Annotated in this window: 21 protein-coding genes; 12 read left to right on the plus strand and 9 right to left on the minus strand. The window is 55.6% G+C overall.

Translation table 11 applies throughout. The features are described 5' to 3' along the window. Positions 1 to 29: 29 nt before the first annotated feature. A complete protein-coding gene (locus tag Q0N43_RS04650) occupies positions 30 to 794 on the minus strand; it encodes a TIGR02186 family protein (RefSeq protein ID WP_295443204.1) in 765 nt (254 codons plus the stop codon). Further along, a complete protein-coding gene (locus Q0N43_RS04655; protein ID WP_295443207.1) occupies positions 791 to 1,705 on the minus strand; it encodes a sulfite exporter TauE/SafE family protein in 915 nt (304 codons plus the stop codon). The genes Q0N43_RS04650 and Q0N43_RS04655 overlap by 4 nt, the downstream gene beginning before the upstream one ends. Positions 1,706 to 1,917: 212 nt before the next feature. Between Q0N43_RS04655 and nhaA the strand changes: the two genes are divergently transcribed. Both nhaA and Q0N43_RS04665 read left to right on the plus strand, forming a co-directional pair. Continuing rightward, on the plus strand, positions 1,918 to 3,138 hold the full coding sequence (nhaA, locus tag Q0N43_RS04660; RefSeq protein WP_295443210.1) for a Na+/H+ antiporter NhaA: 1,221 nt from the start codon (positions 1,918 to 1,920) through the stop codon (positions 3,136 to 3,138). Beyond that, complete coding sequence (locus Q0N43_RS04665; RefSeq protein ID WP_295443212.1) at positions 3,135 to 4,457, plus strand: hypothetical protein; 1,323 nt, start codon at positions 3,135 to 3,137, stop codon at positions 4,455 to 4,457. The genes nhaA and Q0N43_RS04665 overlap by 4 nt, the downstream gene beginning before the upstream one ends. On the opposite strand, the gene Q0N43_RS04670 is transcribed toward Q0N43_RS04665, so the two are convergent. Then, entirely contained in the window at positions 4,454 to 4,849 is a 396-nt protein-coding gene (locus Q0N43_RS04670) for a type II toxin-antitoxin system death-on-curing family toxin (RefSeq protein WP_295443215.1), read from the minus strand. The genes Q0N43_RS04665 and Q0N43_RS04670 overlap by 4 nt on opposite strands. A 9-nt stretch (positions 4,850 to 4,858) precedes the next feature. Beyond that, positions 4,859 to 5,086: an AbrB/MazE/SpoVT family DNA-binding domain-containing protein gene (locus Q0N43_RS04675; RefSeq protein WP_295443218.1), complete on the minus strand. Its 228-nt coding sequence runs from the start codon at positions 5,084 to 5,086 to the stop codon at positions 4,859 to 4,861. 322 nt (positions 5,087 to 5,408) lie between these two features. Between Q0N43_RS04675 and Q0N43_RS04680 the strand changes: the two genes are divergently transcribed. Beyond that, positions 5,409 to 6,296 carry a histone deacetylase family protein gene (locus Q0N43_RS04680; RefSeq protein WP_366845946.1) on the plus strand — a complete coding sequence of 296 codons (888 nt, stop codon included), beginning with the start codon at positions 5,409 to 5,411 and terminating at the stop codon, positions 6,294 to 6,296. A gap of 74 nt (positions 6,297 to 6,370) precedes the next feature. On the opposite strand, the gene Q0N43_RS04685 is transcribed toward Q0N43_RS04680, so the two are convergent. From Q0N43_RS04685 to ykgO, 5 genes are all read right to left on the minus strand, one after another. Continuing rightward, complete coding sequence (locus Q0N43_RS04685; RefSeq protein WP_295443220.1) at positions 6,371 to 7,300, minus strand: electron transfer flavoprotein subunit alpha/FixB family protein; 930 nt, start codon at positions 7,298 to 7,300, stop codon at positions 6,371 to 6,373. Continuing rightward, the gene (locus Q0N43_RS04690; RefSeq protein ID WP_295443223.1) at positions 7,297 to 8,043 is read right to left on the minus strand and encodes an electron transfer flavoprotein subunit beta/FixA family protein; all 747 of its coding nucleotides are present in this window, start codon (positions 8,041 to 8,043) and stop codon (positions 7,297 to 7,299) included. The genes Q0N43_RS04685 and Q0N43_RS04690 overlap by 4 nt, the downstream gene beginning before the upstream one ends. A 167-nt stretch (positions 8,044 to 8,210) precedes the next feature. Next, a complete protein-coding gene (sucC, locus tag Q0N43_RS04695; RefSeq protein ID WP_295443226.1) occupies positions 8,211 to 9,419 on the minus strand; it encodes an ADP-forming succinate--CoA ligase subunit beta in 1,209 nt (402 codons plus the stop codon). Positions 9,420 to 9,584: 165 nt separating this feature from the next. Next, entirely contained in the window at positions 9,585 to 10,196 is a 612-nt protein-coding gene (locus Q0N43_RS04700; RefSeq protein WP_295443228.1) for an HAD family phosphatase, read from the minus strand. Positions 10,197 to 10,319: 123 nt separating this feature from the next. Then, positions 10,320 to 10,445, minus strand: a complete 126-nt coding sequence (gene ykgO / locus Q0N43_RS04705) for a type B 50S ribosomal protein L36 (RefSeq protein ID WP_125229386.1) — start codon at positions 10,443 to 10,445, stop codon at positions 10,320 to 10,322. Between the two features lie 153 nt (positions 10,446 to 10,598). Here ykgO and Q0N43_RS04710 point away from each other — a divergent pair, with 153 nt between their 5' ends. The 9 genes from Q0N43_RS04710 to ileS all read left to right on the plus strand — a co-directional run bounded on the left by Q0N43_RS04710 (position 10,599) and on the right by ileS (position 20,850). Beyond that, entirely contained in the window at positions 10,599 to 11,198 is a 600-nt protein-coding gene (locus Q0N43_RS04710) for a DUF4136 domain-containing protein (protein ID WP_295443235.1), read from the plus strand. Positions 11,199 to 11,223: 25 nt separating this feature from the next. Further along, positions 11,224 to 12,360 (plus strand): M14-type cytosolic carboxypeptidase, encoded by a 1,137-nt coding sequence (locus Q0N43_RS04715; RefSeq protein ID WP_295443238.1) that lies wholly within the window; start codon positions 11,224 to 11,226, stop codon positions 12,358 to 12,360. A 108-nt stretch (positions 12,361 to 12,468) separates the two neighbouring features. Next, positions 12,469 to 13,152 carry a 2,3-diphosphoglycerate-dependent phosphoglycerate mutase gene (gene gpmA / locus Q0N43_RS04720; RefSeq protein ID WP_295443240.1) on the plus strand — a complete coding sequence of 228 codons (684 nt, stop codon included), beginning with the start codon at positions 12,469 to 12,471 and terminating at the stop codon, positions 13,150 to 13,152. A gap of 103 nt (positions 13,153 to 13,255) precedes the next feature. Further along, entirely contained in the window at positions 13,256 to 13,744 is a 489-nt protein-coding gene (purE, locus tag Q0N43_RS04725) for a 5-(carboxyamino)imidazole ribonucleotide mutase (protein WP_295443242.1), read from the plus strand. Between the two features lie 9 nt (positions 13,745 to 13,753). Further along, positions 13,754 to 14,824 carry a 5-(carboxyamino)imidazole ribonucleotide synthase gene (locus Q0N43_RS04730; protein WP_295443245.1) on the plus strand — a complete coding sequence of 357 codons (1,071 nt, stop codon included), beginning with the start codon at positions 13,754 to 13,756 and terminating at the stop codon, positions 14,822 to 14,824. Between the two features lie 23 nt (positions 14,825 to 14,847). Beyond that, positions 14,848 to 15,345: a dihydrofolate reductase gene (locus Q0N43_RS04735; protein WP_295443248.1), complete on the plus strand. Its 498-nt coding sequence runs from the start codon at positions 14,848 to 14,850 to the stop codon at positions 15,343 to 15,345. Positions 15,346 to 15,368: 23 nt separating this feature from the next. Next, positions 15,369 to 16,550 (plus strand): dipeptidase, encoded by a 1,182-nt coding sequence (locus Q0N43_RS04740; RefSeq protein ID WP_295443251.1) that lies wholly within the window; start codon positions 15,369 to 15,371, stop codon positions 16,548 to 16,550. A 138-nt stretch (positions 16,551 to 16,688) separates the two neighbouring features. Beyond that, on the plus strand, positions 16,689 to 17,621 hold the full coding sequence (locus Q0N43_RS04745) for a bifunctional riboflavin kinase/FAD synthetase (RefSeq protein ID WP_295443254.1): 933 nt from the start codon (positions 16,689 to 16,691) through the stop codon (positions 17,619 to 17,621). A 244-nt stretch (positions 17,622 to 17,865) separates the two neighbouring features. Further along, positions 17,866 to 20,850 (plus strand): isoleucine--tRNA ligase, encoded by a 2,985-nt coding sequence (gene ileS, locus Q0N43_RS04750; protein WP_295443257.1) that lies wholly within the window; start codon positions 17,866 to 17,868, stop codon positions 20,848 to 20,850. Positions 20,851 to 21,036: the final 186 nt, after the last annotated feature.

The following is a 21,036-nucleotide window of genomic DNA, read 5'->3' on the forward strand; positions in this document are numbered from 1 at the left end:
AACTAAAAGGCGTTAGATCGTTTTAAAAATCAGAGCCGGTTGAAGACAAATCCGGCAAACCAACCAAGTAGCAACGATACAAGTACCGCCATCGCGCCGTAAAAAAGGGCATAGTCTTGCGCCAATACGGTGACCAATTGTTCGAACCCTGTTTTGCGGATGCGGACTTCAACATTATCATCGGCCACAATGACTCGGCCATCGCGAATGAGCAAAGTTTCCGCAGTATACACACCGACCGGAACACTGGACGGAATGTTGAGACGCGCACGATACAGCACCTGATCGGTTATCTCGACCGTGCCCGCATCTTGGCGGAAAAGGCCGTTGCGGCGATTTAAGTCCACCAGCCCATCGACAAAGCGGCGTTGTTCGGTGGCGTTGACTTCGCCGCTGGGCGACAATTGCAGGCGGTCAAGGCCAAGCTCGTAAATCGCGGCTGTTTTGCTGCTGATGATTTGATCGAGCGGACGTGATGATGCTATTGCGTAATATGCGGGGACGGACCGGAAATCGGTGCTGTCGGCGTTGATCCAGATGCCTGCAATTTTCTGCTTTTCACGCAACGTTACCGACCGAGTTGGCCCGCGCAGAACAACCGCAACATCCACTTGCCCGTCTGGCGCGACGCCGCGTGGATAGATGATGGCTCCGAATAATAGCATTTCGGCGCCCGTGAATCCCGACTGGATGTTGATTTGCCGTTGTGAAACGTCAGGCACCAATTTGGGCACATTTTGCGCGCTCGCCGTCATCGGCAGCAAAAACAATATCAGGGCGAATAAACGGATCATAACGCCTGCAACGTGTAGATTTCGTCGGGACGCCAGCCCAGACCAAGCGCCATACGGATTGCGACAAGCAGAACGATCGCGGCGAGAAAGAGACGAAGATATTCTGGCCGCATGCATTGCGCCAGACGCGCGCCGATTTGCGCCCCTGTCACACTACCAATGAGCAAGAAAACGGCCAGAACAATATCGACCGCTTTGGTGGTCAGGCTGTGCATCATCGTTGATGCCATCGTCACGAACAAAATCTGGAATAAGGATGTCCCTACCACTACCTGCGCGCCCATGCCCAATAGATAGAGCATAGCGGGCACCATGATGAAGCCCCCGCCCACGCCAAGCAACATTGTCATAATGCCCGTGATAAAACCCAATATTAACGGCGCGATAGGCGAAATATAAAGACCGGAACGATAGAAACGCCAGCGCATCGGCAAATTGGCTACCAACGGATGATGCCGCCGTTTGGCCGCAGCGACTGGCTTTCCCGCGCGCACAGCCAGAACGCTGGTTAAGCTTTCTTTGGCCATCAAGCCACCGATGCTGCCCAACATCAGCACATAAAGGATGTTGATGACGGTATCGATCTGGCCAAGCGCCTCCAATATTTCAAATATCGCTGCGCCTGCGCCGGTGCCGAATATACCGCCGACCACGAGCACGCCGCCCATCTGAAAATCCACCCCGCCGCGTTTCATATGTGCGAATACGCCCGAGACGCTGGCCCCTGTCACCTGCGTGGATGCGGACGCCGCGGCAACCGCTGGCGGGATACCGTAGAATATGAGCAAAGGCGTGGTCAGGAAGCCGCCACCGACGCCAAACATACCCGACAGCACGCCGACGCCGCCACCCAGAAGGATGATCACCAGCGCGTTGACCGACAGATTGGCTATGGGAAGATAAATATCCATGATCGACGATGGCACCCTAACGGCATTTGACGGCAGGATAAAGGCGGGGTTTTAGAAACTGGTGGACAAGGTGATCGTGGCACCACCGCTGTGCCGAGCGACGCCACTCTTACCTAGGACTATAAACTAAGATAAGATGCCACAACAAGGCAATCGCTCTATTTCCCCCCTTTGCTTGCCATCTTTTGGCTGCTTCGCCATAAGGGATGGCGATGATTGAAACTATAAAACAACCCGCCAAAAACTCTGCATTGCGGGCATTTTTGTCGAGTGAAGCCGCGGGCGGTATTTTGTTGATGGCGGCCGCTGCATTGGCTATCATTATTGCCAATTCGGCTATTGCTGAAAACTATAATGATTTTCTACATTTGCTAATCGGGCCGGAGTTAACACCAAAGCTTGGCCCGATGACCGTCCATCTTTGGACAAATGACGGTCTGATGGCGATTTTCTTTTTGCTCGTCGGGCTGGAGATTAAGCGCGAATTTATCGACGGGCATTTGTCGACTTGGGCCGACCGCACGCTTCCAATGCTTGCCGCTGCGGCAGGCATGGCTGTTCCCGCGTTTGTGTATCTTGCGGTCGCAGGCGGCGATCCTGCATTACAGCGTGGCTGGGCTATACCGGCTGCTACCGACATTGCCTTTGCCATTGGCGTGCTTGCGCTTTTGGGCAGTCGGGCACCTGCTTCGCTGAAACTGTTCCTGACGACCGTTGCTATTGTTGACGACATGGGTGCGGTGGCGATCATAGCTTTATTCTACACAGCCGAGTTGAACATCGTCGCGCTGGCTGCGGCAGGTGGCATTTGGGTCGCAATGATGCTGCTGAACCGTTTTCGGGTAAATGCCCTTTGGCCCTATCTCATCCTCGCGGCCCTTTTATGGTATGCGACATTATTATCCGGCGTACATGCCACCATTGCGGGCGTGATGGCGGCATTTGCTACTCCCTTCCGCCGAACACTCGCGGCACCTGACGCGGAAGATTCGGCACTCCACCGTCTTGAACATGCGCTGGCGAAGCCAGTTGCCTTCCTTATCGTACCGATCTTTGGGTTCGCAAATGCGGGCGTTTCCTTGGCGGGTATCAGCTTTACGGCATTGGCTGCGCCGCTGCCTCTCGGCATCGCTATGGGCCTGTTTTTGGGCAAACAACTTGGAATTTTTACCAGCGTCTGGATCGCGGTCAAACTTGGCATTGCCGCGCGTCCGTCAAAGGCAAGCTGGACGCAAGTATATGGTGTAGCCTTGCTGTGCGGTATCGGCTTTACGATGAGCTTGTTTATCGGCGGCCTTGCCTTCACTGGTCCCGAGCAGGTGGATGATGTCAAAATTGGGGTTTTGATGGGGTCTATCCTCTCTGCCATTCTAGGCTATCTCGTTTTGCGCTTTGCCGCGCCGCACAAAACCCATTCTGGAGGCAGGATATGAACTTGCGATTTTCCCTCATCATTCCGGTGATACTGCTTGCGTCGGGTTGCGCCACTATTGCCCCAATGGCCCCAGCCTCTTCAAATGTGGCCACGCCAGCGATATCGATCGCTGATATTTCTGATGCGTATATCCGGTTGACGCTTGATGCAGGTACCCATGAAGCGGAATATGTCGATGCATATTACGGCCCACCCGCGCTGCAAGAAGCAGCTAAAGCAAATCCGCGATCTTTGGCACAGTTAATTGCTGAAGCCCGCGCGCTGAGGGCGTCTATTGATGCGGCCTTGCCATCATTACGCACCGAATCGGACCGCCGCCGCGCGGTTGCGTTGCGCGGCATGCTGGTGGCTGCTGACACACGGCTGCGGATGCTTGAGGGGCGGAAATTTTCGTTCAATGATGAAGCGCAGGGTCAGTTTGCAACGGTGCCGGACTTGAAACCTCTGTCGCATTATGACGCCATATTGGCCAATCTTGAAACGCTGATTCCGGGTGATGGCCCACTCGCCGCACGCGTCGATACCTTTAATGAGCGTTATGTCATTCCCAAGGACCGCTTGCAGATGGTGTTTGATGTCGCCATTGCCGAATGTAAGCGCCGCACGGCGCAATATATCCAATTACCAGCGGGCGAGACGTTCGTGATGGAGTTTGTCACGGGCAAGCCGTGGTCAGGCTATAATTATTATAAGGGCAATTATAAAAGCCTGATCCAGATCAATACCGACCTGCCGATCCGTATCAGCCATGCCGTCGATCTGGGCTGTCATGAAGGCTATCCGGGCCACCATGTGCTGAACCTGATGGTTGAAGAACGGCTCGCACGAAAAAATGGGTGGAAGGAATATGAAGTTAATCCACTCTACAGCCCGACCAGCGTTTTGTCCGAAGGCAGCGCCAATTACGGCATTGATCTCGCCTTTCCAGCCGCGGAACGCTTGGCATTTGAACGCGATATTCTGTACCCGATGGCTGGCCTTAATCCCAATTCTGCTCAAGCCTTTTGGGAAATGCAGCAAATGACCGAAGCGCTCGCGGGCGCGCGCCTGACCATTGCGAAAATGTATCTCGATGGGGAAATATCCCGTGCTCAGGCACTTGAACTGACCCTGAAATATCTGCTCTTGTCGCCCGCGCGCGCCGGACAATCGGTGGCGTTTACGGACCATTATCGCAGCTATGTTATCAACTATGGCTGGGGCAAAGACCTCGTGCGTGGTTATGTCGAGCGCGGCAATCCCGACCAAGCCGAGCGCTGGCGCCGGATGGAAAAGATACTCAGCGAGCCAACGCAGCCCGCCGATTTGCTACCCTAGGCAAGGTGATCGCGGAACCAGGCCGTTAGTTCTTTTTCGGACAATTCACCCTCGGCGAAAGCCAAAACAATGCGTGTCGCGTCCTGTGGGTCGAATGTCAGTGCATGCCCGTTGAGCGCCAAAAACAAACGCGCAAGTACCCATGCTGTGCGTTTGTTGCCATCGGCAAAAGGATGGTTCCGAGCAACACCATAAGCATAAGCCGCTGCCAGTGCAGCGGGATCGTCCGTGCCATAATTCCACTGGTTCACGGGTCGTCCTAATGCCGAGTCCAGCAAGTTGGAATCGCGCACACCGCTAATCCCGCCATGCTCGGCAATCTGCCGGTCGTGGATGGCAAGCGCATCGCGTGCGTCGAGCCAATGGGGCTCAATTCGAATGGCCGGTGGCAATTGCGGCCCTTACTGCGCCAACACGCGCAATATGTCGCGGTCCTCACGCATGATCGTTTCAGCCAACGCCATCTTTGTCTCAAAGCCGAGGTCGCTTGGGGTAAGGTGAAAGCCGTTAGCGGTTTCCGTCAGATACAGGTCGTCGCCAAGCGACACCCGCAGCTTGGCGAGTATCTCTTTGGGAAGAATCATACCGGCGCTGTTGCCGACTTTTATAACTTTAATTGGCTTGTTCATACATATGTTATAACGCAAACATTGCTACAACTGCAAGTCCGGCATATTGACATTCACCGATTGCGAAATCATGTTGGCCGTGCCGAAGATCGCCATAAAGCTGATGTCGGTTGCATCGGTCATTTACCAGAGCCGCGCAAGCTCTCGCAAAGTGCATTTTGACGGGCTGTGCGGTGGCATAGTGTAAACTGGAATATCCCGAACGATGCGCCTGTTTTTTGATCCCCGCCAGCTTGACCATGCGCCGGTTCAAGAGCTCCATAATGGTGCGTTCGTCCCTTATGCCGAAACGCCCGCACGCGCATAGGCGCTATGTGCACGCGTGCCCGCTACGGCACGGCCCACCGAGCATGGAGAGGCACCGATATTGGCGGTGCATGATGCTGGTTACATCGCATATCTCAAGACTGCGCATGACCGTTGGGTTGCCGCCGGACGGTCAGGTGATGTGATGGGCTATATATGGCCAGTGGTGCGTTGGCGCGCGTTGGACTTAAAGCGTATTGACGCCTTGGCCGGTCGCTACAGCATGGACAGCTCTACGCCATTGACCGCCGATAGCTGGACGTCGGCCTATTGGAGCACGCAGTCGGCCTTGTCGGCGCTTGATGCGGTGCTGGCTGGCGACCGCGTTGCCACCGCTTTGTGCCGTCCGCCGGGGCATCATGCAGGGGCCGACTATCTTGGCGGATATTGCTTCATCAATCAGGCAGCGGTTGCGGCGCAAGCGGCGCGCGACGCAGGTATCGCGCGCGTGGCCATTCTCGACATTGACTATCATCATGGCAACGGCACGCAGGACATTTTCTGGGACCGGGGCGATGTTTTTTATGCCTCTGTCCACGCAGATCCGGCGACCGATTTCCCGTTTTACTGGGGCCATGCCGATGAAGTCGGCGACGGCGCGGGGGCAGGCGCAACGCTGAATCTGCCATTGCTGCAAGGGACAACGCTCGATGCCTTTTGCGCCGCACAAGCGACAGCGCTAGACGCCATTGCCCGGTTTGACCCCGGCTTGCTGATTGTCAGCTTCGGCGCGGATACGTTTGAACGCGACCCCATCGCCAATTTCGCACTGAAGACATCGGATTATGCCACGCTGGCCAGGGACATTGCCGCGACCGGATTGCCGACAGTTGTCCTGACCGAAGGCGGCTATGCGGTCGATAATTTGGGCGAAAATCTCGGCAGCTTTTTAAGCGGGTTTTGAAGCTGCGTTTCTGTTGCTCAAAAGAAAAGGGCGGCCATCTCTGACCGCCCCCTTAAAGCTCAAATTGAACGTACTTACAGCTTGCCAACCATTTCAGGCACGACGGTAAACAGGTCGCCGACAAGGCCGATATCTGCCACTTGGAATATCGGGGCGTCTTCGTCCTTATTGATGGCGATGATAACCTTGGAGTCCTTCATGCCGGCCAGATGCTGGATAGCGCCGGAGATGCCGACCGCGACATATACTTCTGGCGCGACGATCTTACCCGTTTGGCCAACCTGATAGTCATTGGGCACAAAGCCTGCGTCCACGGCCGCGCGGCTTGCGCCAACGCCTGCGCCAAGCTTGTCCGCCAAAGGCAAGATGGTTGCCGCAAAAGTGTCCGCATCCTTCAACGCACGACCGCCCGATACGATGATCTTGGCAGATGTGAGTTCAGGGCGTTCTTGCTTAGCAATCTCTGCCGAGATGAACGTCGAGGTGCCAGCATCGCCTGTACTTGCAACCGCTGCGATCGTCGCCGAACCGCTGCTTTCTTGTGCCTTGGCAAAGGCCGTGCCGCGCACAGTGATAACCTTCTTGGCATCTGACGACTGCACCGTGGCAATCGCGTTACCGGCATAGATCGGGCGCGTGAACGTGTCCGCGCTTTCAACGCTGAGGATGTCCGAGATTTGCATGACATCCAGCAAAGCCGCAACGCGTGGTGCGATGTTCTTGCCGTTCGATGTTGCAGGCGCCAAAAACGCGTCATAGCTTGCCATCAATGACGCAACCAAGGGCGCGACATTTTCGGCCAATTGCTGCGCATAAGCCGCATCATCGGCAACATGCACGGTGGTCACGCCCGCAATCTTGGCAGCCGCTTCGGCAACCGCGCCGCAGCCAGAGCCTGCAACGAGGATATGCACTTCGCCAATTTGCGATGCAGCGGTGACGACGGCCAATGTTGCATCCTTCAACGATGCATTGTCATGTTCGGCATAAACGAGGGTCTTCATGCGGCCACTCCCATTTCCTTAAGCTTTGCAACCAACGCATCGACGTCGGCAACCTTGATACCTGCGCTGCGCACAGGTGGCTCGATTACCTTCAACGTCTTAAGGCGTGGGCTGACGTCGACGCCATAATCGGCAGGGGTTTTCTGCGCGAGTGGCTTGGACTTTGCCTTCATGATGTTTGGCAACGACGCATAACGTGGTTCGTTCAAGCGCAAATCCGTCGTGATGATTGCTGGCATCTTCAACGCCACGGTCTGCAAACCGCCATCGACTTCGCGTGCGACATGCACTGCATCGCCCGATACATTTACCGTATTGGCAAATGTGCCCTGCGGACGCCCCGTCAACGCAGCGAGCATTTGGCCTGTCTGGTTGCTATCATCGTCAATCGCTTGCTTGCCCAATATGACAAGGCCGGGCTGTTCTTCGCCCATGATCTTTGCAAGGATCTTGGCAACGCCCAAAGGCTCAACATCTTCAGCAACAACCAAGATCGCGCGATCCGCGCCCATGGCCAAGGCCGTGCGCAGCGTCTCTTGCGCCTTGTCCGGCCCAATCGACACCGCGATAACCTCGGTTGCAACACCCTTTTCACGCAAACGCAGCGCTTCTTCCACCGCAATCTCGTCAAACGGGTTCATGCTCATTTTGACATTCGCCAAATCCACACCCAAACCATCAGGCTTAACCCGCGGCTTTACGTTATAATCGATGACCCGCTTCACGGGGACGATGATCTTCATGTGCTCATCCTTCCATACCGACTCAATAAGGCAATTGGATGCCTGCTTAAACTGTTGCGCCTATGCTTAACGTTTACGTGAACGTCAAGTGCCTGATCTACACACCCTGCCAAGCGTTTAACATGCTGACGATTCTTGCACCTTGCAGGAACCGCCAGAAGTCAATTTTACGCCGCCTTGCGTACTTCAGCGACTATTTTCTCCGCCGCATCGCCCAAATCATTGGCCGATACGATGGGCAAGCCGCTATTGGCCAAAATGTCTTTGCCCTGCTGCACATTGGTGCCTTCAAGGCGCACCACGAGCGGCACTAACAGATTCACTTCCTTGGCCGCAGCAACAATACCATCGGCGATGATGTCGCATTTCATGATGCCACCGAAAATGTTCACGAGGATACCCTTTACGGCGGGGTCCTTCAGAATGATCTTGAAGGCGGCCGTGACCTTTTCCTTCGATGCGCCGCCGCCCACGTCCAAGAAGTTGGCAGGGAATTCACCGTTCAGCTTGATGATGTCCATAGTTGCCATGGCAAGGCCCGCACCATTGACCATGCAGCCAATGTTGCCGTCCAGTTTAATGTACGCAAGGTCATATTCCGAAGCTTCAACCTCAGCAGGGTCCTCTTCGGTCAAATCGCGTAGTTCGGCGAGATCCTTGTGCCGGAACATCGCATTGCCGTCAAAACTGACCTTGGCATCAAGCACCAGAAGCTCGTCGCCATTCTTGCCTTCGCAAACCGCAAGCGGGTTGATTTCGATCTGTTCGGCATCGGTGCCGATGAACGCGCTGTAGAGGCCAGCAAGCACAGTCTGCGCTTGCTTGGCCAGATCACCAGTCAGGCCAAGCGCCTTGGCAACGCTGCGGCCATGATGGGGTTGCAGGCCAGCGGCCGGATCAATGACGATGGTGTGGATCTTCTCGGGGCTGTCATGTGCCACGTCTTCGATATTCATGCCGCCTTCGGTCGACGCCACGACGGCAATACGGCTCGTCGCGCGGTCGACGAGCAAAGCGAGGTAGAATTCCTGCTTAATGTCGGCGCCATCAGTGATGTAGAGGCGATTGACCTGCTTGCCTTCGGGGCCAGTCTGGATTGTCACCAGCGTGTTGCCAAGCATGTCTTTTGCATGGGCCTCAACCTCATCCAGATTGAAGGCCAAACGCACGCCGCCCTTTGCATCGGGTCCAAGTTCCTTGAACTTGCCCTTGCCGCGTCCACCGGCATGAATCTGGGATTTCACCACATAAAGCGGGCCAGGAAGTTGTTTCGCGGCGGCAACCGCCTCCTCCACGCTCAACGCCGCAATGCCGGCAGGCACAGCCACACCGAATTTTGCGAGCAGTTCTTTGGCCTGATATTCATGGATATTCATGGGAGATTGCATCCTTGCAAATGGAAAGTATCGCCGGTCGCTTAAGCACAGAAGGGCATTGAATGGAAGGGCTTGCGCTCATGTTTTTTGGTTCACGCACAGGGGCAGAGCGTGCGGAGAATCTGTACTAATTTTTGCGTCATTCACGCAGCTGCGTGCAAAAATTCAATGTAATAAATCGAGGGCAAGCAATTCACGACGAAGTGAATTGGCGTCCATAAAGTGATGGGCAACAAAACCGTTTTGGCGCGCGCTGATGACATTGTCATGATTATCGTCGATAAAAATCGCCTCGCCCGGCTTTAGTCCGAAACGCTGCAACGCCAGCGCGTAAATGGCTGGGTCCGGCTTCACCAATTTTTCGACTCCTGATACAATTATGTCCTGAAAACGGTCGAATATCGGCTCTGTCGGACGGAAACTATCCCAGAATTCTGCGCCGAAATTGGTGATCGCAAATAACGGCACATCGCGTTCGGCGAGTTCCTCTATAATCTCCAGCGACCCTGTGATGGGCCCGGGAATGGTTTCATTGAAACGGCTGGCGTAAGCCGCAATCCAAGCTGCATATTTTGGAAATTCAGCGACCCGCTCGGCAACCATATCGTCCAAAGCGCGACCCGCATCATGTTGAAAATGCCATTGCGGCGTCACAATGACTGTGACGAAATATTCCAGCTCGTCCTTGTCCGTGATCAGCTTTGCAAAAAGATGCCTGAGATCCCATTCAAAAAGCACTTTGCCGACATCAAAGACCGCAGTGGTTATTTTGGTCATGCATACCACCTCTTCGCAGAAGGGATTTTGTCGAGGTTAAGGCGCAAAAAAACCGCCCACGAGTCAGATCCGGAGCGGCATTTTGCCTGATCCAACCGCCCGCATCGCGCAGGCAGGGCCAAATTAACCCTGGCGCGCCTTGAAGCGTGGCTGGGTCTTGTTGATGACATAGGTGCGGCCACGGCGGCGAATCACGCGGTTATCGCGATGGCGGCCCTTGAGCGACTTAAGAGAATTAACGACTTTCATCGGATTTACCCGTCTAATAAATGCAAGAAGCTTGAATTGAAGGCGCGCTCCTATGGGTCGGGCACCGGAAAGTCAAGCGGGATTGGCCCTTTTTGCGGATTCGGCCCCCATACATGGCTTGATATGCAATATGACAAGCCTAAGGATAGGTGCATGATGAAAATTGTCCGAATTTTGCCACTTATCATACTTTCTGTGTTGACCGCTTGCGTCGTGCCAACGGGACCAGTCGAGGTTACCCGCTTCAACCGCGCTGCCGAAGGGGTGTCCTATGGCAAGGGAAGTTTCATGGTCACGCTCACGGGCGAATCGGCTTCGGACCGGTCACTTGCCGGATCGCCCTATCTGGCCGCTGTGGCGCGCGAGATGCAGCACATTGGCTATGGCGACACTATAAACAACGCGGACTTCATGGCCGAAGTGCGTTTTGGCACAACCGTGATCCGCCCCGACGGCCCTGTGCCCGCGCCCGTGTCGGTTGGCGTCGGAGGGTCGACAGGTAGCTATGGATCGGGGGCGGGTGTTAGCCTTGGTTTCAATCTGGCTAGCGGTTCAGCGGCGCAGTTACAATCCAGCTTGGCCGTCCGCATATTGCGGCGCAGCGACCAAGTGGTGATTTGGGAAGGTACGGCGGTGCAATCTGCCAAGGCCGGCTCACCCGCCGCGCAACCTGGCATCGCTGCATCAAAATTGGCCGAAGCCTTGTTTAAGGACTTCCCCGGCGTGTCGGGGGAGACTATCCGCGTGCCATAAACTTCATTGCGAGAGCGAACCCAAAATGCCAATTACGGACATCAATGCCGTCTTAGATAGCGGTAACATCATCGTTCATGCCATTGATGGCAATGTTGCGACGCTGGGCATCCGCAAGGACAAGGATTCGGAATTCGCCCAATGGTTTCACTTCCGCGTGGCGTCTACCGCAGGCGAAGAACTGGAATTGCGGATTACTGGACTGGAAAGCAGCGCCTATCCCGGTGGCTGGCCCGATTACCGCGCTTGCGTTTCTGAAGACCGCGATTATTGGGGCCGCGCCGATACGACCTATGACAAGGCGAAGGACGGCGGCACGTTGACCATCCGTTACACCCCTGCAAGCGATCTTGCATGCTTTGCTTATTTCGCCCCTTACAGCATGGAACGGCACCATGACTTGATTGCCGAGACGGCATCGCTGGAAGGCGTGACCTATCGCTGCCTTGGCCATAGCATTGAAGGCCAGCCCATTGATTGCCTCGAAATGGGCCATGGCGATATGCAGGTCTGGCTCTATGCGCGGCAGCATCCCGGCGAGACTCAGGCCGAATATTGGATGGAAGGCGCCATCGACATGCTGACGGACCTCAGCGACCCGCACACGCGCCTACTGCTCGATAAATGCCGCTTCCACATTGTACCCAATTGTAATCCGGATGGAAGCTGTCGCGGGCATTTGCGGACCAATTATCTGGGCGTCAACCTGAACCGCGAATGGGCTGAACCGTCCGCAGAGCGTAGCCCCGAAGTGTTGTCCATCCGCAACGCCATGGATGAAAAAGGCGTGCATTGGGCCATAGATGTGCATGGCGACGAAGCCATTCCAGCCGCGTTTATGGCGGGGTTTGAAGGTATTCCTTCATGGACCGATGATCAGGGTGATCGCTATAATGCTTTCATCAACCGCCTTTCGGCGCGCACCCCCGATTTCCAGACCGAGCTCGGCTACACCAAAGCTGGTCCCGGCAGGGCCAATCTTTCCATGTCCACCAACCAACTGGCCGAACGTTTTGGCCCTTCGCATCAGTGCGTCTCCATGACGTTGGAAATGCCCTATAAGGACACCGTCCACGGCAACGACCCCGACCAAGGCTGGTCCCCCGAACGCTGCCGCTTATTGGCCCGCGAATGCCTCGCGACCCTTGCGGAGATGGTGTAGATATAGCTGTGTGCTCGGTCGCGCGCAAAACCCCTTTCAGTTGTTTCATGACCTTGGCGATTTAACCAACTTGCGTTAGGGCGTGGGAACATAATTCAGGAGCCTCTCATGCCAAAACTTATCCTCATCCGTCACGGCCAATCGCAATGGAACCTTGAAAACCGCTTCACTGGCTGGTGGGATGTGGATGTCACCGAAAAAGGTGCGGCAGAGGCTTGGGCGGCAGGCGAGCTTATGAAGGAAAAGGGCATCGCGCCCGACACCGCCTTTACCAGCGTGCAGACACGGGCAATCAAGACGCTCAATCTGGCGCTTGAGGCGATGGGGCGCCTGTGGGTTCCGGCAACCAAAAATTGGCAGTTGAACGAACGGCATTATGGCGGGCTAACGGGTCTCGATAAAGCAGAGACAGCAGCAAAGCATGGCGAAGATCAGGTGAAGATCTGGCGCCGCAGTTTCGACATTCCGCCGCCGCCGCTTGCGGCAGGGTCGCCATATGATCTTTCGTCTGACCCGCGTTATGCCGGTATCAATATTCCGGCGTCTGAAAGCCTCAAAGACACCATCAATCGTGTGCTGCCTTATTGGGACAGCGCGATAGTGCCGGAGTTACAGGCCGGAAAAACCGTATTGATTTCGGCGCATGGCAATAGCCTGCGCGCGCTCGTCAAGCATTTGTCGGGTATTTCTGATGCGGACATTAACGGCTTGGAAATCCCGACGGGGCAGCCAATTGTGTATGAATTGGATGACCATCTGAACGGTGAATATTACTATCTGTCCGAGCGTTAAGTTCGCTTTAACCACTTGGCCGGTTAACGCCTAGTTGCTGGATTGCGCCTTTTGCACCACAAGGCTAAGGCCATCGCCAACGAACTTGTCAGGGGAGTGACATATGACCGACGCAGCGCCGATCATTGGCATCATCATGGGAAGCCGTTCGGACTGGGAAACGATGCGAGAGGCTTCGGCGACGCTTGCTGCGCTGCACATTCCGCATGAATGCAAAGTGGTGTCTGCGCATCGCACGCCTGAACGTCTTTATGATTACGCCAAAACTGCCGTTGACCGTGGTCTAAAATGCATCATCGCGGGCGCTGGCGGCGCGGCGCATCTGCCGGGCATGGCAGCATCCATGACGCGCCTGCCCGTGTTGGGCGTACCCGTACAGTCGAAGGCGCTGGATGGCATGGATAGCCTTTTGTCCATCGTGCAAATGCCCGCTGGCATTCCGGTTGGTGCATTGGCCATCGGCAAAGCGGGCGCAACAAACGCCGCGCTTTTGGCGGCGGCCATGTTGGCGAATGAAGATGCCGCACTGGCCGAACGGTTGGACGCTTGGCGCGCGGCACAGACGGCCTCAGTCGCCGAAACGCCTGAATAAGGTTCATTTATGGCGGCGTTACCCCCGGGATCGACGATTGGCATATTGGGCGGTGGTCAGCTTGGCCGCATGCTGGCGACTGCGGCTGCGCAATTGGGCTATCGTTGCCATATTTACGCGCCGCCGGGGGACAATATCGCCTGCGATGTCGCTGCTGCTTATACGGTCGCCGAATATGATGATCTGGTCGCGCTAAAGGCGTTTGCAATGGCCTGCGACGTGGTGACTTTTGAATTTGAAAATGTGCCCGTGACGCCGCTGGGATCGATTACTGGCCTTGTTTCGGTCTACCCGCCGCTCAAGGCATTGGAGGTTGCGCAGGACCGGGCCGTCGAGAAGCAGTTTGTCCGCGCCCTTGGCGGGAAAACGGCGGAGTTTGCGGTTGCGCAGGACGAATGCGCCGTGGCGGCGGCGATTGGAGCGGTTGGCATCCCGTGCATCCTCAAAACCATACGCATGGGCTATGACGGCAAAGGCCAGTCGCGGATCACCCACGATGGTGACATAGCAGGTGCGTGGGAACGCACAGGCGGACAGCCGCTCATCGCCGAAGCCATGGTGTCGTTTGATGCAGAATTCTCAGTGATATTGGTCCGCGGTCAAGACGGTGAAATCCGTTTTTGGGACAGTTCGCAAAATCTGCATATCGGCGGTATCCTCGCAAAATCGACGCTGCCGGCCGGGCCATTGGTAGAAAGCCAGCAGCAAGCGGCGCGGGATATGGCAGCTTCTGTTGCATCGGCGCTGGATTATGTCGGCGTCTTTACCGCTGAATTCTTCGCTAGCGCGCAAGGACCCTTATTCAACGAAATAGCGCCTCGCGTGCATAATAGCGGGCATTGGACCATCGAAGGTGCGGCCACCAGCCAGTTTGAGAACCATATCCGTGCCATTTGCGGACTGCCCTTAGGTGCCACAGAATCGATTGCTGCGCGGGTTGAAATGGAAAATTTGCTTGGCGCAGATGGCGATAATTTTGAACAAATTTTAGCAGATCCTGCGGCGCATCTGCATCTATATGGCAAGGCAGAAGCAAGACCTGGCCGAAAAATAGGCCATGTCACCCGCTTGTATAGGTAAGAAAAAGTCGGCAAGACGGGCGCATGAATCATCCCGAAATCGTTCTTGTCCTCGCCCGCGCCGCCAATGGAGCAATCGGGAAGGATGGCGGCATGCCATGGCATATCCCGGCCGACCTGCGGCATTTTAAGCAAGTTACCAAGGGGCGTCCCATGATTATGGGACGCAAGACCTTTGACAGCCTGCCGGGCTTACTGGATGGCCGCCGCCATATTGTGCTGACTCGCGATCCAGATTGGGAAGAAGAGGGCGCCGAAGTTGTGCATTCGGTCGGAGAAGCATTGAAGCGCGCCAATGGGCCGCATGTCTGCGTCATCGGTGGGGCCGAAATCTATAGCCTGTTCCTGCCGCTGGCGGACCGGGTGGAGCTCACCGAAATCGCGGCCAGCCCCGATGCTGACGCCACCGTCCCCGCGTTTGACATGTCGATCTGGCAGGAAAGCGCACGCGAAAGCCATGCGGCACAGGGCGGCGCTCCTGCGTATGATTTTGTAACGTTATTGCGGCGGGCTGCGGAGTAAACGTCGGGGGTCATAGGGGGATTATGCGTAAAAAAATATGGATACCGGCGACGTTGATTGCCGCGGCGGCTGTGGGATTTTTCGGTTTTGCACCTGGCTATGTCGAAGGGTCAATGAACCAGATCGATGACAAGCCACTGATCGCGGTCAGCGCCGAAGCCAAGGCTTTGCACAAGACACTTAACATCGTTGACCTGCATAGCGACACGTTGATGTGGAACCGCGACCTAAACGACAGTGTATCACGCGGCCATATGGATTTGCCGCGTTTGCAAGACGGCAATGTTGCCCTGCAATTATTCTCGTCGGTGACAAAGACGCCAAAGAACCAAAATTATGACGGCAATGGGGCCGATACCGACAACATCACCTTGTTGACTATTGCGCAGTTGCAACCAGTGAAGACCTGGAGCTCTTTGGCCGAGCGGTCCTTATATCATGCCCAAAAGCGTGATGACGCCGTTGTTGCTTCCGCCGGCGCGATCAAGGCCGTCGATACCGCAGGCCAGTTGGATGCGTTACTATCCGCGCGGCAGAAAGATAAGCGCCCCGTCGGCGCCATGCTGACCATTGAAGGCCTCCAGAATCTGGAAGGCAAGGCGGCCAATTTGGACCGTTTGTATGACGCTGGTTTTCGTATGGCTGGCCTCACCCATTTCTTTGATAATGAACTGGCCGGTTCCATGCATGGCCTGAAAAAAGCCGGATTGACCCCCTTTGGCCGGGACATTGTCCGGCGGATGGAAGCAAAGGGCATGATCATCGACATCGCCCATTTGTCGCATAGCGGCGTTGCCGAAGTGCTGGCGATGGCCACGCGGCCGGTCGTCTCTAGCCATGGCGGCGTGCAGGCGACCTGTAAGGTCAACCGCAACTTGACCGATGACGAAGTGCGCGGTGTGGCCAAAACGGGCGGCATCATTGGCATTGGTTATTGGGACGGCGCCTTGTGCGATACCAGCCCGCGTGCGGCCGCAAAAGCAATGAAGCATGTCCGCGATCTGGTGGGCATAGAATATGTCGCCTTAGGTTCAGATTATGATGGCGCGACCACCGTGCGGTTCGACACCTCGCAACTGGTTCAAGTCACGCAAGCATTGCTGGACGAAGGCTTTACGGCGCAAGAAATCCGGGCCGTGATGGGCGAAAATGCACTGCGCGTTATCCGCGCTGGCTTGGTACCGAAGGTGAATGTTGCAAAATGACCAATAAGCAAAACCTTAGCCCTGAGCCGTCGATGCGAAGCGTCGGCGAAAAGTCGAAGGGCGTTGCAAGGTCGAGAGCCACCCTTCGACGGACGCAATCGCAAAACGATTGCTGCTCAGGGCTAAGGTAATATTGACATGATGATTCCCCGCCTTTCCGCCAAAGATCGCATGCCCAATGCCTTGCGCGGCGCTGTCGTTGCTTTGGGCAATTTTGATGGATTCCATCTGGGGCATCAGGCCGTCGCAGGTGAAGCCATCGCGCAGGCGAAGGCAGCAGGCCGTCCCGCCATCATCGCCACATTTGACCCGCACCCTGTGCGTTTTTTCGCGCCGCAATCGCCTTGGTTCCGGTTGACGACATTGGACCAGCGGCAGCGGTTGTTCGAAAATGCGGGCGCGGACGCCATGTTGGTGTTTGATTTTGATGCTGAACTGGCGGCGACCAGCGCGGAAGATTTCATTGTCAAATTGCTCGTTGAACGGCTGGGGATTTCGGCTGTTGTTACAGGCGAAGACTTCACCTTTGGCAAAGCGCGCGGCGGCAATATCGATGTGCTGCGCGATATTGGTGGCGCGCACGGGCTTTCCGCGACGGCGATGGGCCCTGTGGTCGATGACGCGGGCATCATCTCGTCAAGCCGCGTCCGCACGGCATTGCAAGATGGCAACTGCGCAACCGCCACTGCCTTGCTGACGCGACCCTTTACCGTCCAAGGCGTTGTCCAGCATGGGGACAAAAATGGTCGTCTTCTGGGCTTTCCCACCGCCAATATCGACATGGGCCATTATTTACGCCCGCGTTACGGCATTTATGCGGTGAAGGGCCGCTTGCCCGATGGCCGCGTTTTGAACGGCGCGGCAAATTTGGGCATCCGCCCAACCTTTGACCCGCCCAAGGAATTGCTTGAGCCACATTTCTTTGACTTTGCCGAAGATCTCTATGGCCAAAATATCGAAATCGAATTTCATGCCTTCATTCGCGGGGAGGCGAAGTTTGACAGCCTCGACGCGTTGATAAAGCAAATGGCAAAGGATTGCGACGAAGCCCGCCGGATATTGAGCGCATAATATCGAAGAGCTTGGCCCGGCGTTGCGGCGGTAGTTCGATGCGGTGTATTTACTCTGCGTGCATGGCGATAATTGATAGTTATACCATTTGTCACCCCCGACTTGATCGGGGGTCCATGGTCTGTCTGCGCAGTTTACGCTGACATGTCATGCCATGGATTCCCGCATTCGCGGGAATGACACACGCGTGGAGTGACAAGGAGGTTTCAATTCTCCTCATCTTTGCGCTAAGGGCGCTTCTAACATGACTGATCCTATCGACTATCGCGACACCGTTTTCCTGCCGAAAACAGATTTCCCTATGAAGGCTGGCCTTCCGCAGAAGGAGCCGGGCATTCTCACACGCTGGCAAGAGCAGGATTTCTACGCTGAGTTGCGCAATCGTCGCCGTGGGCGCGAAAAGTTCATCCTGCATGATGGCCCGCCTTATGCCAATGGCGACATGCATATTGGCCATGCGTTGAACCATATCCTGAAAGACATGGTTGTCCGCACGCAGACATTGTTGGGCAAAGACGCGCCTTATGTGCCCGGTTGGGATTGTCACGGTTTGCCCATCGAGTGGAAGGTCGAAGAGCAATATCGTAAGAAAAAGCTCAACAAGGATGAAGTGCCGCAGCAAGAGTTTCGTGCCGAATGCCGCGCTTATGCACAAAATTGGGTCGATACGCAGCGCGAACAATTGAAGCGTCTGGGCATCAATGCCGATTGGGACAATCCCTATCTGACGATGGATTTTCAGGCCGAGGCGACGATTGTTGCCGAGTTGCTGAAATTTGCCGAAAGCGGGCAGCTCTATCGCGGCGCAAAGCCCGTGATGTGGTCGCCGGTTGAAAAGACCGCCTTGGCTGAGGCTGAGATTGAGTATGAGGACATCACATCGACGCAGATCGATGTGGCGTTTGAGATTGTTGGATCGCCGATTGATGAATTGGTTGGCGCGCACGCGGTGATCTGGACAACGACGCCTTGGACGATTCCGGTCAATCAGGCGATCGCTTACGGGCCGGATGTTGATTATGTGCTTGTCGGCATCCGCGGCAAGGGATTTGAAATTGGTAGACCTGATCCTTTTGGGATTGCCGAAGATCCTGTTCTTTCTTCGTTGCGAGACAGAAGGTTTTTGATTGCATCTGACCTTGAAGGTCAGTTCTTTAATCGTGTTGAAAGTTTGGTGCGGCAACGTTTGAAGGAGGTGCATGGGGAAGCTGTCGATTTGACTGGTTATCCAATCTTTGAGACTGCTGGAGCAAGATACAAAGGCTCCGACCTCGCCGGAACCATCGTCCGCCACCCGATGCACGAACTGGGTGGTTTCTTTTCTAAGCCGCGTCCGATGCTTGCAGGCGATTTCGTCACCACGGACAGCGGCACCGGCCTTGTCCATATGGCGCCTGACCATGGCGAGGATGACTTTGACCTGTGCAAGGCCAATGGCATTGAACCGGTCTTCGCGGTTGAAGGCGATGGCAAATATCGCGCCGATTGGCTCTGGCTCGGCGGTGAGGGCAGCGTCATCAACCCCAAATTCAACGCGCCTGATGGCCCCATCTGCACTGCGTTGCACGCGGCTGGCGGATTGCTTGCGGCATCGGCGGATTACAAGCACAGCTATCCGCACAGCTGGCGGTCAAAGGCGAAAGTCATTTACCGCTGCACCCCGCAATGGTTTGTGCCGATGGATAAGCCGTTAGACCTAAACCGTAGTGCTGAGCTTGTCGAAGCACGCCCCACGGACGAGAGCCGCCCTTCGACAGGCTCAGGGCTTCGGTCTTTGAGAGAAACCGCGATGACCGCCATCGCCGAAACCCGCTGGGTGCCCGAAAAGGGCCAGAACCGCATCACTGCGATGGTCGAAGGCCGTCCCGATTGGGTGCTGTCGCGCCAACGCGCATGGGGCGTGCCGATCACGCTTTTTGTGGATCGCAAGTCCGGCCAATATCTCTGCGACGCAGGCGTGAACGCCCGCATCATCGCGGGCATTCGCGAAAATGGCGTCGATGGCTGGAGCGACGAACGCGCACAGGAATATCTGGGCAGCGACTATGCGCTTGCCGATTATGAGCGTGTTACCGACATTCTCGACGTCTGGTTCGATTCAGGCTGCACGCATGCATTTGTGCTCGAAAGCGGACGCTGGCCTGATCTGCAATGGCCTGCTGATCTTTATTTGGAAGGCAGCGACCAACATCGCGGTTGGTTCCAATCAAGCCTGCTGCAAAGCTGCGGCACGCGTGGCCGTGCGCCCTATAATGCCGTGCTGACGCATGGGTTTACCATGGACCAAAAGGGCATGAAAATGTCCAAATCCTTGGGCAATACGATTAACCCGTTGGACCTGATGCGTGATAATGGCGCGGATATCTTACGGCTATGGGCGTTGACCGTGGACTTCACCGAGGATCATCGGATCGGCAAGGAAATCCTGCAGGGCGTTTCCGACCAATATCGCAAATTGCGCAACACCTTCCGCTATTTGCTCGGCGCGCTCGACGGGTTCACGGACGCGGAAAAGGTTGCGGTTGCGGATATGCCCGAGCTGGAGCGTTATATGCTTCATTTGCTCGCCGACATGGATGCGAAGTTGAAGGTCGCCGTCAATGACTTTGACTTCAATACTTATGTCCGTTTGCTGACCGAGTTTTGCAACGAAGACTTGTCGGCCTTCTTCTTCGATATCCGCAAGGATTGCCTCTATTGCGACGCGCCGACCGACGCAAAGCGGATGGCGTATCGCACGGTGTTGGACACGCTGTTCCACGCCCTCGTCCGCTACGCCGCGCCGGTGTTGGTGTTTACCAGCGAAGAAGTGTGGCAGACGCGTTTCCCCGATGCGGACAGCGTGCATTTTTCGGATTGGCCGGAACTCGCCGAAGTAGATTGGTCCGACGAACTCTCCACTAAATGGTCTGACGTTCGACATTTCAGACATGCCGTCAATGAGGCGATAGAACCTCTTCGGCGAGACAAAGTGGTAGGTTCAAGTCTTCAAGCAGCCGTTAAGGTCGAACTGCGGAATACCGATGTCCGCTCCGATTTGTCCAATGTAGATATGGCTGAGGTGGCCATCGTTTCTGATTTCGCTTGGGCAATTCCTGAGGACTTTAATGGGAACGTCCAAGTGGAAAAAACCACCAACCATAAATGCGGTCGTTGCTGGCGGCATCTGCCTGAGGTTTTGGACGACGGCGCATTGTGCGGTCGGTGTGCGGATGTTGTTGGTGGGTAATGATCCTCTTCGTGCCTTTGTGCCTTTGTGCGAACCAAAAAGCATGAAGGGCTCGCACAAAGCCACGACGGCACGAAGACCGACTAAAGCCCGTCATGCTGAACCTGTTTCAGCATCTTACTTTGGACGGATTAATATTAAGACCCTGAAAAAAGTTCAGGGTGACGATGCAGCTTTGGTGGGTTA

The organism is Sphingorhabdus sp. EL138, from assembly GCF_945882965.1.
GTDB lineage: Bacteria > Pseudomonadota > Alphaproteobacteria > Sphingomonadales > Sphingomonadaceae > Sphingorhabdus_B.

What these genes read in the sequence shown, in the direction of transcription:
- Q0N43_RS04655 (WP_295443207.1), bottom strand. Translation starts at nt 1,705, where the DNA reads ATGGATATTTATCTTCCCATAGCCAATCTGTCGGTCAACGCGCTGGTG.
- Q0N43_RS04730 (WP_295443245.1), top strand. Translation starts at nt 13,754, where the DNA reads ATGGCGGCGTTACCCCCGGGATCGACGATTGGCATATTGGGCGGTGGT.
- Q0N43_RS04700 (WP_295443228.1), bottom strand. Translation starts at nt 10,196, where the DNA reads ATGACCAAAATAACCACTGCGGTCTTTGATGTCGGCAAAGTGCTTTTT.
- nhaA (WP_295443210.1), top strand. Translation starts at nt 1,918, where the DNA reads ATGATTGAAACTATAAAACAACCCGCCAAAAACTCTGCATTGCGGGCA.
- ykgO (WP_125229386.1), bottom strand. Translation starts at nt 10,445, where the DNA reads ATGAAAGTCGTTAATTCTCTTAAGTCGCTCAAGGGCCGCCATCGCGAT.
- Q0N43_RS04685 (WP_295443220.1), bottom strand. Translation starts at nt 7,300, where the DNA reads ATGAAGACCCTCGTTTATGCCGAACATGACAATGCATCGTTGAAGGAT.
- Q0N43_RS04690 (WP_295443223.1), bottom strand. Translation starts at nt 8,043, where the DNA reads ATGAAGATCATCGTCCCCGTGAAGCGGGTCATCGATTATAACGTAAAG.
- Q0N43_RS04745 (WP_295443254.1), top strand. Translation starts at nt 16,689, where the DNA reads ATGATGATTCCCCGCCTTTCCGCCAAAGATCGCATGCCCAATGCCTTG.
- Q0N43_RS04675 (WP_295443218.1), bottom strand. Translation starts at nt 5,086, where the DNA reads ATGAACAAGCCAATTAAAGTTATAAAAGTCGGCAACAGCGCCGGTATG.
- Q0N43_RS04665 (WP_295443212.1), top strand. Translation starts at nt 3,135, where the DNA reads ATGAACTTGCGATTTTCCCTCATCATTCCGGTGATACTGCTTGCGTCG.
- sucC (WP_295443226.1), bottom strand. Translation starts at nt 9,419, where the DNA reads ATGAATATCCATGAATATCAGGCCAAAGAACTGCTCGCAAAATTCGGT.
- gpmA (WP_295443240.1), top strand. Translation starts at nt 12,469, where the DNA reads ATGCCAAAACTTATCCTCATCCGTCACGGCCAATCGCAATGGAACCTT.
- Q0N43_RS04715 (WP_295443238.1), top strand. Translation starts at nt 11,224, where the DNA reads ATGCCAATTACGGACATCAATGCCGTCTTAGATAGCGGTAACATCATC.
- ileS (WP_295443257.1), top strand. Translation starts at nt 17,866, where the DNA reads ATGACTGATCCTATCGACTATCGCGACACCGTTTTCCTGCCGAAAACA.
- purE (WP_295443242.1), top strand. Translation starts at nt 13,256, where the DNA reads ATGACCGACGCAGCGCCGATCATTGGCATCATCATGGGAAGCCGTTCG.
- Q0N43_RS04740 (WP_295443251.1), top strand. Translation starts at nt 15,369, where the DNA reads ATGCGTAAAAAAATATGGATACCGGCGACGTTGATTGCCGCGGCGGCT.
- Q0N43_RS04650 (WP_295443204.1), bottom strand. Translation starts at nt 794, where the DNA reads ATGATCCGTTTATTCGCCCTGATATTGTTTTTGCTGCCGATGACGGCG.
- Q0N43_RS04735 (WP_295443248.1), top strand. Translation starts at nt 14,848, where the DNA reads ATGAATCATCCCGAAATCGTTCTTGTCCTCGCCCGCGCCGCCAATGGA.
- Q0N43_RS04710 (WP_295443235.1), top strand. Translation starts at nt 10,599, where the DNA reads ATGATGAAAATTGTCCGAATTTTGCCACTTATCATACTTTCTGTGTTG.